General features: G+C 36.7%; 11 protein-coding genes, 1 tRNA gene and 1 pseudogene. 6 read left to right on the forward strand and 7 right to left on the reverse strand.

Annotated elements, in window-relative coordinates; all coding sequences use genetic code 11:
* Positions 1–143: 143 nt before the first annotated feature.
* A tRNA-Met gene (locus ACFIL7_RS03475) sits at positions 144–220 on the reverse strand.
* Positions 221–384: 164 nt separating this feature from the next.
* On the opposite strand from ACFIL7_RS03475, the gene ACFIL7_RS03480 reads away from it, so the two are divergent.
* Positions 385–1,341 (forward strand): Gfo/Idh/MocA family protein, encoded by a 957-nt coding sequence (locus ACFIL7_RS03480; protein ID WP_375633056.1) that lies wholly within the window; start codon positions 385–387, stop codon positions 1,339–1,341.
* Positions 1,342–1,390: 49 nt separating this feature from the next.
* The gene (locus tag ACFIL7_RS03485) at positions 1,391–2,509 is read left to right on the forward strand and encodes a DegT/DnrJ/EryC1/StrS family aminotransferase (protein ID WP_375633048.1); all 1,119 of its coding nucleotides are present in this window, start codon (positions 1,391–1,393) and stop codon (positions 2,507–2,509) included.
* Positions 2,510–2,833: 324 nt separating this feature from the next.
* Here the strand turns inward: ACFIL7_RS03485 and ACFIL7_RS03490 are convergent.
* Together ACFIL7_RS03490 and ACFIL7_RS03495 are read right to left on the reverse strand one after the other, a co-directional pair.
* Positions 2,834–3,477, reverse strand: a pseudogene (locus ACFIL7_RS03490) (hypothetical protein).
* A 27-nt stretch (positions 3,478–3,504) separates the two neighbouring features.
* The gene (locus ACFIL7_RS03495; protein WP_375633046.1) at positions 3,505–4,101 is read right to left on the reverse strand and encodes a DUF1134 domain-containing protein; all 597 of its coding nucleotides are present in this window, start codon (positions 4,099–4,101) and stop codon (positions 3,505–3,507) included.
* A 214-nt stretch (positions 4,102–4,315) separates the two neighbouring features.
* Here ACFIL7_RS03495 and chpT point away from each other — a divergent pair, with 214 nt between their 5' ends.
* Positions 4,316–4,954: a histidine phosphotransferase ChpT gene (gene chpT / locus ACFIL7_RS03500; protein WP_375632317.1), complete on the forward strand. Its 639-nt coding sequence runs from the start codon at positions 4,316–4,318 to the stop codon at positions 4,952–4,954.
* 224 nt (positions 4,955–5,178) lie between these two features.
* On the opposite strand, the gene ctrA is transcribed toward chpT, so the two are convergent.
* Positions 5,179–5,880 carry a response regulator transcription factor CtrA gene (gene ctrA, locus ACFIL7_RS03505; RefSeq protein ID WP_273790819.1) on the reverse strand — a complete coding sequence of 234 codons (702 nt, stop codon included), beginning with the start codon at positions 5,878–5,880 and terminating at the stop codon, positions 5,179–5,181.
* Positions 5,881–6,444: 564 nt separating this feature from the next.
* Here ctrA and ACFIL7_RS03510 point away from each other — a divergent pair.
* Positions 6,445–6,831, forward strand: coding sequence for a flagellar export protein FliJ (locus ACFIL7_RS03510; RefSeq protein ID WP_375606932.1), 387 nt, complete (start codon positions 6,445–6,447; stop codon positions 6,829–6,831).
* Positions 6,832–6,972: 141 nt separating this feature from the next.
* Here ACFIL7_RS03510 and ACFIL7_RS03515 read toward each other — a convergent pair whose 3' ends face one another.
* Positions 6,973–7,248: a DUF1153 domain-containing protein gene (locus tag ACFIL7_RS03515; protein ID WP_273790817.1), complete on the reverse strand. Its 276-nt coding sequence runs from the start codon at positions 7,246–7,248 to the stop codon at positions 6,973–6,975.
* A 390-nt stretch (positions 7,249–7,638) separates the two neighbouring features.
* Between ACFIL7_RS03515 and mnmA the strand changes: the two genes are divergently transcribed.
* Positions 7,639–8,862 carry a tRNA 2-thiouridine(34) synthase MnmA gene (gene mnmA / locus ACFIL7_RS03520; RefSeq protein ID WP_375633044.1) on the forward strand — a complete coding sequence of 408 codons (1,224 nt, stop codon included), beginning with the start codon at positions 7,639–7,641 and terminating at the stop codon, positions 8,860–8,862.
* A 274-nt stretch (positions 8,863–9,136) separates the two neighbouring features.
* Here mnmA and ACFIL7_RS03525 read toward each other — a convergent pair whose 3' ends face one another.
* Entirely contained in the window at positions 9,137–9,946 is an 810-nt protein-coding gene (locus ACFIL7_RS03525; RefSeq protein ID WP_375633042.1) for a TrmH family RNA methyltransferase, read from the reverse strand.
* A gap of 764 nt (positions 9,947–10,710) precedes the next feature.
* Between ACFIL7_RS03525 and ACFIL7_RS03530 the strand changes: the two genes are divergently transcribed.
* On the forward strand, positions 10,711–11,619 hold the full coding sequence (locus ACFIL7_RS03530) for a cation diffusion facilitator family transporter (protein WP_375618193.1): 909 nt from the start codon (positions 10,711–10,713) through the stop codon (positions 11,617–11,619).
* 716 nt (positions 11,620–12,335) lie between these two features.
* On the opposite strand, the gene ACFIL7_RS03535 is transcribed toward ACFIL7_RS03530, so the two are convergent.
* A complete protein-coding gene (locus tag ACFIL7_RS03535) occupies positions 12,336–13,175 on the reverse strand; it encodes a DUF1460 domain-containing protein (RefSeq protein WP_375618194.1) in 840 nt (279 codons plus the stop codon).
* Between the last annotated feature and the right edge of the window lie 82 nt (positions 13,176–13,257).

Below are 13,257 nucleotides of genomic sequence, written 5' to 3' on the forward strand. Positions count from 1 at the left end.
GATCCTTTAAAACTCTTTGAGAAAAAATAAATTGGTACAAAACCTAGTGTCAAAATATACAAAACCTGCTGGCAAGCTACACAAGCTACACCCGCTGACAAGCTACAGGCAAGCTACAGCTACAAGCTACAACAAACAAGTAATGGTAGCGGAGGAGGGATTTGAACCCCCGACACAAGGATTATGATTCCTCTGCTCTAACCTACTGAGCTACTCCGCCAAAATAAGCAATCATAATTGTCAATAATTACATCTTTTGCGGATATAAGGGGTAGAATAGTAAGATGTCAAGCATCGTTTTTAAGCTTTTCTCTTGTCATTCTATTTTATCCTCGATATGTAAAAGTGTAATTTTCATATGATAAAGTAAGGTAAGGCATGAAAATGGTGCCACGTGTAGCGGTTTTAGGATGCGGTCATTGGGGTGAAAATCATATACGGACACTCCACTCTCTCGGGGCTTTAGCAGCAGTTTCTGATATTGATAATGATCGTGCTGCTAGTTTTGCAACACTGTATGGTGTAGAGGTTGTTACACCAGATGATCTTTTTACGCATCGAGATATTGATGCGCTGGTATTAGCGTTGCCGCCACAATTGCATACGCAAAATGTGCTCCGTGCTGTTAAAAATGGTAAAGATGTTTTGGTGGAAAAACCAATAGCCTTGAATGTTTCTGATGCTAAACGCCAAGTTCAGGAGGCTGAGGCCTATGAGCGAGTTTTTATGGTGGGCCATATTTTGCGTTTTCATCCAGCTTTTGAAAAAATGTGTGAATTGGTGAAAAACGGAGATGTGGGAGATGTGCGATATATTTATTCTCATAGATTAGGCTTTGGAAAATTTCACACACACAGTGATGCTTTATGGGATCTTGCCCCTCATGATCTCTCAATGATTTTGGCGTTGACAGGATGTGAACCTTCCGAAATTCGCGGTGAGGGGGCTGCTGTCGTTGATCAGATTTCTGATTTTTCTCATATTCATATGATTTTTCCAAATGGCGTGCGTAGTCATCTTTTTACTTCACGCTTGAGTTCTTATCGTGAGAGGCGTTTAATTGTTGTTGGAACAAAGGCTATACTCGTTTTTGATGATATGGAACCGTGGAGTCGTAAATTGGCAATGCACTATTTTGCCGTTTGGAAAGAAAATCAAGAGTGGGCTTTTAGCATGGATGAGCTGAATTACATTGATGTTTGTGAAGATTTGCCGCTTACTTGCGAATTACGGCATTTCCTCCATTGTATTGAAACGCGTCAATCACCTCGTACAAATGGTGATGATGCTATTGCGGTTTTACGGATTTTAACAGCTGCTGATGTCAATTATGATAGATAAAAGAGATAGGTAGCGCTTTTGCATTCTTGTGATGATCAATGGAGTTAATATGCAATTCATCGACCTTGGGGCGCAGCGTGCGCGTATTGAAGATAAAATTAATTTTGCAATTGCGCATGTAGTCGCTAGTGGTAAGTATATTTTGGGACCAAAAGTAACAGAATTTGAAGAGAAATTGGCAGAATATCTTGGCGTTAAACATGTGATTGCATGTGCTAATGGAACAGATGCTTTGAAGATGCCTCTTATGGCTAAAAATATTGGTCCAGGGGATGCTGTTTTTTGTCCTAGTTTTACATTTTCAGCAACGGCTGAAGTGGTTGCTTTGGTGGGGGCTAAACCTGTTTTTGTTGATGTTTTACCTGATACATTCAATATTGATGTTGAAAAACTTTCTCACGCTATCGAAATGGTAAAAAAAGAGGGACGTCTAAAGCCAAAAGCTATTATTGCCGTTGATTTATTTGGGCTTTCTGCTGACTATGTGCAAATTGCTCAAGTGGCTGCAAAGGAAAATCTTTTTATAATTGAAGATGCTGCTCAATCTATGGGGGGGAGAAGCGGTAATACTATGTGTGGTGCTTTTGGTGATGTGGCTGCTACAAGTTTTTATCCTGCAAAACCATTAGGATGTTATGGCGATGGAGGCGCTATGATGACCAATGATGATCATTTTGCAGAACTTTTACGCTCTATTTTGTTTCATGGTAAAGGTGAAACGCAATATGACAATGTACGTATTGGTATGAATTCGCGTCTAGATAGCATTCAGGCTGCAATTTTACTAGAAAAGTTTGCGATTTTTGAAGATGAAATGGAAAAGCGTGTGGAAATTGCTCAACGCTATTCCAATGGCTTAAGAGATATTGTTACAGTTCCAGAAATAGGAGAAAATATTCGTTCTGCTTATGCACAATATACGATTAAGGTAAAAGAACGGGATAAATTAAAAGATTTTTTACAAAAAAATTCTATCCCTACAATGATTTATTATAAAACTCCTTTACATCAACAGCCAGCTTATAAACACTTCCCTTATGTAAAAGATTCCCTTTCTGTTTCAGAGTCTTTAGGAGGGTGTGTTTTAAGTTTACCAATGCATCCTTACTTGACACAAACGGATCAGGATATGATTATCAAAAAAATAAGAGATTTTTATCACTCTTGAGAGCGTGTTTTTATCCTTAAAATTATGGTCAAAGCTTTATTGGTGATCCATCTTAGAAGGTATTTTTTGTTAGAGTGTGTGGCCAATGTTTTGGTATTATTTCCTTTCTAGGACCTATGAAATGTTGTCCTTTAGAGCGGTGATATGATTAGAAAGTGAAGCTTCTAGACAAGAAGATATTTTTTAACAGAACGGTATGGGCTAAGAAACTTTGTCCTTTAGCTTAGCAAAAAAGTCACGTTTAATAAAAAGGATTTAGGTTATGAAAGTTACAATGAACCTTTGTTGATTTTACTCTTCATTTAAGGTGTTTTAAAAGATAACTTATTTAACGGGGCTTTTGGAGAGAAAAGTTATTTTTTGGCGAATACGTGATGCTAGGTCATTTTTGCTTTTGGATTTTTGAATCAATGTGTTGATGGGTGATGTATTCCCCTCTTGTAGCGCTATTTGAGCTGCTAATGTTGCTGCAAGTTCTTTTGTTTCTTCTCGGAGTTCTTCTAGCAATTGGTGGTTAGCGGTCGTGTCCAGCTCATGAGTTTGAATTTTTCGTAAGCGTTGCTGATAGTGTGCGAATTTTTCACGCATCATTTGTCTTTCCTTTGGAAGTGTGTAGTGTGGCGATATTTTGTTTGATTGCTATCGGCTTCTTTGGTGAGAGTATCTTTTGTGGGGAGGCATAGCCGATAAAACTGTTCTGTTACTTGGCTCAGTTGTATTTTTTGTTGGACATATTTTTTTTGCAAAAATTCGTACTTTTGTTGGTTGTTTGCTAATTCTACAGCATGTTGTGCACGAAGAAAATCGTGATTTGCTTCTATTTCCGCGAGTGATAATGGCATTTTCGCACAAACATCTTTATACGCAAAATGAACGGCTTTACGCCAAATAAAAGGAGATAAAAGCACCAGTAACCAGGAAGTGAAAGCAACTCCAAGTATAAAAAAAAGAAATGATTGAATAAGCATAATACCCCTTTTCAAATAAGAATACGTTTAAAACGGATTCCATGTCGGTCTATGTGTTAATTTTAAATATCCTATATTGATACCAAGGCGTGCGCCGACTCCTGTACGTATTGGGATTAACAGGGTATTATGGTATTTTAGGACATGAAAACCAACACCTGCAATTAAATAGGCCGAACCTGAAATACCACCATAGCGTCTCCATAAATTATTTATGCCATTAAGATTGTAAACTAAGATCATTAAACGGGAGCCTTGGCCGCCAAAATCCCATCCTACTGAGGGACCTTGCCAAAAAACTTTATGTTGACCATAGCTTTTGGTAAAAACTATTCCTTCGCCATAGGTTAATCCAGCAAAAAAGGCACCAGAAGCTTCTTCTCCTAAAATATAGGCATTGGGATAACCGTATTTTGAAAAAATATTTTGAATTGCAACAGCCAGACCACTAGCTGTTTTTCCAAAAAAAATATGACCAGAATCAATAATTTCTTGGAGTGAATAATGAGGTTCGTTTTGCTCTATTGGTTTTAGTCGAGCTTGTGTAGTGTTTATGGTGATGAATAAAAGGAAGATTAAAGATATAATATTTTTGTACCAGTATTTGAGCAGAGAGAGAGCCATGGAGTTTTCTCCTTTTATTAGTGATAAACAAAAAGATAATATTAGAATTTTCATTCTATTCAAATAAAAAATAAGATATAAGGTTATTTAAATTCTTGAATTTATTTCTGAATTTTTTAGCATGATTGTTAATGTTTCCTATTATGCATCAGATGTTAAGAGTTTTTCTTTAAAATAAAGTTTGTTTTTTTGAATCTAGGAGTTTTCAATCATTATGACGTTAGATATTTCTTTGAAGCCTATGGATCTTGCTGCTTTGCTTTGTAGTCGTATTTGCCATGATTTGATTTCACCTGTGGGGGCTATTCAAAATGCAATGGAGCTTTATGATGAAGGAGGAGCTGAAGAAGATGCTTTACAATTGGTGCGTTTATCCGTTGCGAGTGCTGCTGCACGTCTACAATTTGCGCGATTGGCTTTTGGTTTTGCTGGTGCAAGCGGAGGACAAATAGATACACGGACTGCAGAGCAGGTTGCTCAACAATATATGAAAGAAGAAAAAGCAACTTTAAAATGGCAAGCTTCTTCTTTATTGTTAGAAAAAGATGAAGTTAAACTTTTGCTTAATTTATTATTGATTGCAAACGCAACAGTTTCTCGTGGTGGTGAAATTGTTGTTATGATTTTGCAAGAAGAAAATAAACGTTCTTTTCGATTTGAGGTTTTCGGTAGAACTCTCCGTATCCCCCCTCATTTTCTTGCGTTATTTCGTGGAGAAGTTCAAGAAGAGCTTATTGATGCACATGTCATCCAATTTTATTACACAATGTTACTTGCTCAGATGACAGAGATGAAAATAAATATTGATGAAAGTGATGGTTGTATTGTTTTAGAAAGTGTAAAAAAGCTTTGAATAAGAGAGAAGCGCTTAAACTGTGTTGGGAAAAGTGGCTTCGATTGAACTTATGAGCGATAAGGTTATATGTGTAAATTGGGTGTGGTTACTTCTTAAGCTTTAAGCGCTTTCTATATGAGATTTTTAGTGTGCGAGTTCTCTACTTTTAATAGAGAAAAGATCTCGGGGAAAAAATCTCGGCCCGCTACACTCCGAGATTTTACAATGTGCATATTCACTGCTTAAGCGGTTTTTCGTACGTTCTCTTCAACTGGATCACGTAATACATAACCACGTCCCCAAACTGTATCAATGTAATTTACACTGGAAGAGACTGCTTCCAATTTTTTCCGCAATTTACAGATAAAAACATCGATAATCTTTAGTTCTGGTTCATCCATTCCACCATAGAGATGATTGAGAAACATTTCCTTGGTAAGGGTGGTGCCTTTGCGTAAAGAGAGAAGCTCTAACATTTGGTATTCTTTACCGGTTAAATGAACAGGGCGCCCTGCAACTTCGACAGTTTTTGTGTCAAGGTTAACGGTGAGATCTCCGGTAACAATAACCGATTGTGCATGTCCTTTTGAACGACGAACAACTGCATGGATACGTGCAATGAGCTCATCCTTATGAAAAGGCTTCGTCATATAGTCGTCTGCTCCAAAGCCAAAACCACGAACCTTATCTTCAATGGCATTCATACCAGAAAGGATTAGGACAGGAGTTTTTATTTTTGCCAACCTTAGAGTCCGCAAGACATCATACCCTGACATGTCAGGCAAATTCAGATCAAGCAAAATGATATCATAATCATAGAGTTTTCCTAAATCGATACCTTCTTCACCCAGATCAGTGATATAAACATTAAAGTTAGCCGACTTTAACATCAACTCAATGCTTTGAGTAACTGCTCTATCATCTTCAATTAATAATACGCGCATTTTAGATCCCTCACTTTGCTCCTTCACGAATCATAAGGAGCATTTCTATTTTATATCAGTTAGCAAAACCACTGTTATAAAAACAATTCATTAAATCAAACACTTATAACAAAGCGTTTATGAACATTTCAGTAGTACGCGTAACAATCACTACTAAATTCCCCACTATCCATGATAGTGGTTAACAAAATATTGTTATTTTTGAAAGAGGCTACAAAATTATTTTAGAAAAATCCTATATTTTTTAACATAATAAAAAAGGAGGGCTTTTTCTATAAACTTTAACTTAAAAAAATTTGTAAAAGAGCTTTATAAATTACTTTTTTACAATTTCAGTGTTTATTTACTGAGCTTTAAACCTCTTCAGTTTATAATAGGGGAAAAGTTAAAGAAATAGTTATTGCTCTATTAAAGCAGATTGTATTTTCAGATGCTTTAATGAAAGGCAAAAATTATTATAATTTCAAGTTAATAGACTGTTTTTGTCGGATAGATATATAACTAAAAGATATTTATTGGGTGTGAATGCGAGTTTTGAGTTGGCGCAATCAAGGAGTAGTGAGTATGAAGCCACGAGAAAATATGGTGCGATTAAGGATGTTTCAAGTGCGTGGAAAGCGCCGTGAAATTGCACAGCTTGAGATGATGATCGCAGAATTTGAACGAATGGTGTTAGAGTTGGAAGCACAGATTACTCATGAAGAACGTAAATCTGGAAACAATGATGTTCACCATTTTGCTTATTCTGCTTTTGCGCGTGCAGCGCGGCAAAGACGTGATAATCTGATCAATTCAATTCGTGATTTAGAACTTCAAAAAACAAATGCTGAAATTGCTCTCCATGAAGCTAATACAGAGCTGCAACGTGCACAGCTTTTGGAAGCACGAGAAAAGAAGATTGCTGCGGATGATAAGGATATTTTGATTCAATCTAATTCAATGGTTGGCTAATTTAATGGCTGGATGATAAAAGCAATTATTGAAAAATCCATTCTTTCAGGTTTATCTTTTGGATATAGTATAAAACAGCCAAACTTTTATCAAGTTTGGCTGTTTTATAGATTGCTTTATGTTTTATTAATCAATGGCAACTTAATGCCTGTAGTGTTGAATCTTGGTCGTTCGTAATCCCGCTAAACCGTGTTCATCGATTAAACTTTGCCATGAAAGAAATTCTTCTACAGTCAAAGTATAACGGTGGCACGCTTCGTCAAGACTTAACAATCCACCTCTGACAGCCGCAACAACTTCAGCTTTGCGACGAATCACCCAGCGCCGTGTTGTTTGCGGCGGTAGGTCGGCAATTGTAAGCGGACTTCCATCTGGCCCAATAACATATTTCATTTGTGTTTTTATCAAGTTGCTCATTCGTATCCTCTACCTTTAGTCAAGGACTTGATTCGTTTATAGAGCATGAAATTTAAAAAAGAGCTAAAAGCGCTGAAAGAAAAAATTAATAAAGTGATTGGGTATGTAAAAAGAAGCTCAAGTTGAAGTGTGTAGAAGAGATTCTTGCAATATTTTACTGGATTTTTCAAAAGAGAAAAAAGGATTTCTCCTAAACGATTACCATTATGCCTTATTTCCATCATTCTTTTTTTGTTTGCAGCAGCTCTTAAGAAAGTAATGCCTATGGTTGTGGAAAGGATAAAAAAATAATATAAAGACAATCAATCATGTAAAAGTGCTAAAGAGCGTGCATCAGAATGTCAACATATGGGTAGCCATTAAACAGAGCATTAAATAGAGAATGAATACATGTTTTTAAACAGTCTTGATTTACCAGGGCAACCTGAGGATTCTCGCATTGTTGTTGCAATGTCGGGAGGGGTTGATTCATCGGTTGTTGCAGGTCTTTTGAAAAAGGAAGGGTATAATGTTATTGGCATTACGTTGCAGCTTTATGATCATGGGGAAGCAACGCATCGGGTGGGGGCGTGTTGTGCAGGACAAGATATTGAGGATGCACGCCGCGTTGCAGAAACACTAGGAATACCGCATTATGTTCTTGATTATGAAAAGCGCTTTCGCGAAGCTGTTATTGATCCTTTTGCAGAAAGTTATGCTCATGGAGAGACCCCAGTACCATGTATTGCATGTAATCAAACGGTTAAGTTTGCTGATTTATTAGCAACGGCACGCGAATTGGGGGCAGATGCTTTGGCTACGGGACATTATATTCGTTCGCGTTCCCACGGAGCGCATCGAGCACTCTTTCGTCCTCTCGATAATGATCGTGATCAGAGTTATTTTCTCTTTGCAACGACACAAGAACAGATTGATTATTTGCGTTTTCCACTTGGTAACCTTCCAAAAGCCCGCGTTCGTGAAATGGCAGCAGAAATGGGCTTTGTGGTTGCCAATAAGCATGATAGTCAGGATATTTGTTTTGTTCCACAAGGAAAATATTCAGATGTTATCGCAAAACTGCGTCCAGAAGCAGCTAATCCTGGCGTTATTGTCCATATTGATGGAAAGATTTTAGGTAAACATTCGGGAATTGTTAATTATACGGTTGGTCAACGTCGTGGTATTGGGGTGTCAACGGGTGAAGCGCTTTATGTGGTTTATCTCGATGTGGAAAATGCACGTGTTATTGTTGGACCGCGTGAAATGTTAGAAACGCATAAGCTTTTTTTACGTGATGTGAATTGGCTTGGTGATGAGTCGTTAGATAATTTCCCTTCTCAAGGTATTGAGGTGGCTGTAAAGGTGCGTTCAACGCGTCCTCCTCATCTTGCGCGCTTACATTATAAAGAAGGTATTTTTTCCGTTGATTTATTGGAATGTGAAAATGGTGTGGCACCAGGGCAAGCTTGCGTTCTTTATGATGGAAATGGTCATGAGGCGCGTATTCTTGGGGGAGGATTTGTAACACATTCAGAACGTGCAGCCGATACTGAAATGATGTTGAAGCGCGTTTTATGCAATCTCGAAACAAAAGATTCTGTTTCCTCAGAACTAAAAACAACAGCTTTATAAAGCATAGTAAATTGATTTAATGATATCTTTAACCTTAAACTTGAATGAGAGACTTCCGGAAGATTTTCTCATTGAAAGTTTGTTTTATGATTGAATCCATCAACATTATATCTTCTGCACGTCATAAGTGGGGTTAGGGTGTGGAAAGTGATGAAAAAAATGTAAAAATGTTTTTTATCAATGCTTTCAAAGGCTAGGGAACGGCAATATTATTGGAGACTGGTAGATAACACACAACATTAGGTATGTTCTATAACTTGAAGTGTTATCATCTTTAGTGGTCAAAGTTGGTAAAATGAGCAAGTGCAATACCTGAGGCTGTGGCAACATTAAGGCTGTCAAAACCGTCAGTCATGGGAATACGTAAGGTGTTTGATTGTTGTAGTATATGGGGTGGTAAGCCATCGCCTTCTGTTCCAAAAATAAGTGCCATTCTTTTGGTTTTGTTGGCTTGTTTGAGAGTGTGTGAGGCAGAAGGGGAGAGTGCATAAAGATGAAAGTTTTCATCGTTTAGAGCAGCTATAATGTCATCTATATCAGCGTTTTGTGTATAGGGTACTTTTAAAGCAGCACCGGCAGAAACTCTTATTGATTTGCGATAAAGTGGATCGCATGAGGTTTTGTCGACAATAATGCCATTACTGGCAAAGGCTGCTGCATTACGAAAAATTGATCCCATATTATCGTGATTCGAGATACCACATAAAACAAGAATCAAAGCTTTTTCTGGAAGATATTGTAAAAAACTTTGTAAAGATGGCAGTATTTTGCGTTTACCAATACCCAGAACACCACGATGAACATGGAAACCGGTGATATTATCCATAACTTTTTGTGGAACGCAATAAATGGGACATAGGGGCTGTGTTTTTTCTAAAAGCGGTAGAAGTCCAGAGAGACGGTTTGCTAAGATAAGCAGTGAGATGGCAGAAAACTCTTTTGAGTGCAGTAATGCGGACAAAGTTACTTTGCTTTCAGCAATAAATTGATGTTGCCGTCCAACAAGATCTTTTTCACGGATATTATGATAGGCTTTTAGGCGTGGATCATCTGTTTCATTGATTGTTGTGATATTCAAATGCATGCGAGATTTTTAGTGCTTTTTTCTTATGATTTCCAGATGTTAGAATTTTTTTATTTTAAAAGAAGAGATAAAAAAATACTTTTTTAAAACTTATGGTAGAATTTATGTTGACAATATACAACCATAGGTATAATGTGAAAATACTGATACGGAATCATATATTTTTCTCGTATCGGGTGCAGTGTCTTGGGTCCCCGCTATTTCCCAAGTTCTGTATGCCCTTAATTTCTAAGGGAAAAGAATCTGGGTCCCCAATGCCCAGATTCTTTTTTTTGAGGGTAATCATTGTTCTTCATTTCTATATCTAAATTTTTTAGTAAATCATATTTTAAAATCCAGTTGACCTGTAAGGTTACAGTAGAGTGCTAAGATATTTTTTCTAAGGTGCAAAGATGGCTTATAGATGGGTTATAATGCACATCATAAGACTAAAAAAATGCATGATTATGATAGATTTGAGCAAAAACAAGTTTTTCGTTTATGAGAAGTGAGATGGCTTTAAGTTATTCAGAAAACGATTAATAATGAAGGTTATGTGTTTGATTGCTCTTGGGAAAGCTCTTCTTTCTATTATTTTCTCTCTTCTTTATTTATTGGTGCTGTTCGTGTAACTGAGCAGTTTTTACGATAATAATGGTGAGCTGAAGCGTTTATTGTATGATGAAGCTTCTGTAATATTGAGGAAAGATCGTCGTTATGCCAAAAGTATAATGATATGGTTGAAAATATTAATTCCCTATTTCGTGAAGAAAAGGATGAGGTTCATGGATGTAAAAATCAATATACAAAGCTTAACTTTATACTCTATTTTTATTGCGTGTATTGTTTTTGCTTTGAAATATTGGGCATATCACATCACAGGTTCGGTTGCACTTTATTCTGATGCATTGGAATCAATCGTTAATATCCTTGCATCATTGGCAGCATGGTGGGCTGTTAAAGTGAGTATGAAGCCAGCAGATCATGATCATCCCTTTGGGCATCATAAAGCGGAATATTTTTCCGCAATTCTTGAAGGGGTACTCATTATTATTGCGGCAATTGTTATTTTAAGAGAAGCATGGATAGCTCTTTCTACCGTTAAATTGTTGCAGAAACCTGGAATATGGCTTGCTATTCATCTTATTGCAACTGTCATAAACTGTATGTGGGGAATGGTTCTTATTGGGCAGGGAAAACTCCATCGCTCACCGGCTCTTAAAGCTGATGGAGTACATTTTATAACTGATGTTTTTACGTCTCTTGCAATTTTAATTGGTTTGATTGCTGGTTTTGTCGGAGGATGGGGAGCTTTAGATCCAATTTTAGCGATAATCGTTGCTGTTAATATTCTCTTACAGGGCTGGAAGGTGATTAGAAATGCTGTTCAGGGATTAATGGATGTTGGCGTTGAATTGAATGAAAGCATGCGGATTCGGGAGCTGATTTCTGCAAATGCATCGGGTGCGCTTGAGGTCCATGATTTGCGGACGCGTGTTGCTGGGAGGGTTACTTTTATAGAGTTTCATTTGGTTGTGCCTGCTATAATGCAGGTAGGAGAAGCACATAAAATTTGTGATAAAATCGAAGCTGTTCTTCAAAAAGAATTTGATAATGTGCGTATTTCTATTCATGTCGAGCCTGAAGATGAGGCAAAATTGCCTCCTGGTACAACGGTGATCCCTTTTATATAAAAAGATTTTTTCAATTGGGTTGTCATGTTACGAACATTAATTTTTTACGGTGTGGCAACTCATATCTCTTGAAAATACGATGATGCTCTTTTGTTGATTGTATTTTTGCATCAATAAAGGGGAAGATTAAACAAAGTCTCTTAAGGCAAGATTTATTCTGTTATCGTACACTGTCATTTAAGGTGTGGTGAGATAAGACCTATAAAATTTGATCTCTTAAGCATTTTTTGAGTGCGCGGTCAATGCCGAGAAGTAAGGCTTGCTGGTGGCATTTAATTGAATTACATGAAATGGTTATCCGCTGAAATTGGCTTAAGAAGATGTATTGTTTACGGGGCTGTCAAGAATAGATCTCTTGTTTTTGAGAGCGAGAGGAAATAGAGCTTAATTATAAATTTTATATAAAATACTTTGTGAGACAATAATCATAACATACCTTATTTTACTTATGCTTGCAAAAAATATTTTTTATATTCATAAAGATTAGAATGGCGGTGGTCTATAGATAATTCTTAGCTCGAGCATATGAAAAGAAAGTATGATACAAGAAATAACAGAGTTTTGCTTGCCTTCAGCTTTCAGTCAGTAAAGGTAATTATAACCGCCATTCTTCAAATATGATTTTATCCGTGTAGATTATACAAAGTTAGACGTTTATCTGAATAGCTTCAGTATATCTATTAAGAATAGAAAAGCTATTTCATATCGCTATGATGTTATTCAAGGGCTCTTAAAACGACGATTCCTGGTGTTTTTGCAACATAATCCATAAAAGGGGTATCGACGACTTTTTCATTTTCTTTGTGTGAAGGAGCATGTCGTAACATCGGCCCTTTATCTGTCATGATAAAGAAACTCACATGTGTTACATCCAATCCAGCAAGTTTTGCATAAATGCCAATGAAATCCCCTGATTTTAAACGGCTTATAACCTCTTCATTAATAAAGTTACTTGGAATATACGTTATTGTGCGTTTCACAACTGGAAGTCCAGGAAGATAGCTTTCACCATCAGCTTTTTTGTTTAGATATTTTTCTATTTTTACCGCATGGGGACTTATTTCAGCGGTAATATCAGTGGCGAGTTTATATTCTCTATAAGCCCAATCCGTAAAAAAATGTTTCCGATTTAAAAAATCAACATTACCGTTAATATAACGCGTTTTTATGACGTTATTTATGAATTCTGTTTGGGATGTTGATTTGCGCAATGCTTCAACATAATCCATACAAGTGAAGTTATCTAAGCTTCTAAAATCAATAATCAGTTTTTCTGGTGTATTTTCTGAGCCATGTAACATATTAGCTTTGTAAGGTGTTCCTAAAAAAGCTTCAGAAAGAAAGTCAATCATGGCTCCTTTTTCGTGATCATTTATTTCTGAACGTTTTTTGAGAAGAGCATTTAATTTATTTAAAGTATAGGGATCTAGCTCTACGCTGGTTGTTTGTTGTGTTTCTATTTTATTTTCTATCCCCCCCTCTTGTGAATAAGAATTTTGGACATCACGTCCTATCACTAACATTAAAGTGAGAATTAATAGGGATATTTTTTGCATTTTATACACCATTTTTAAATTTAACAGTTCACGAACAACACGTACTAAAAGAACTGTTTTCTCATGCTTATTAGATTTGAAT

Origin of the sequence: Bartonella sp. AP3QHHD, assembly GCF_042195765.1 — a bacterium.
Taxonomy (GTDB): Bacteria; Pseudomonadota; Alphaproteobacteria; order Rhizobiales; family Rhizobiaceae; genus Bartonella.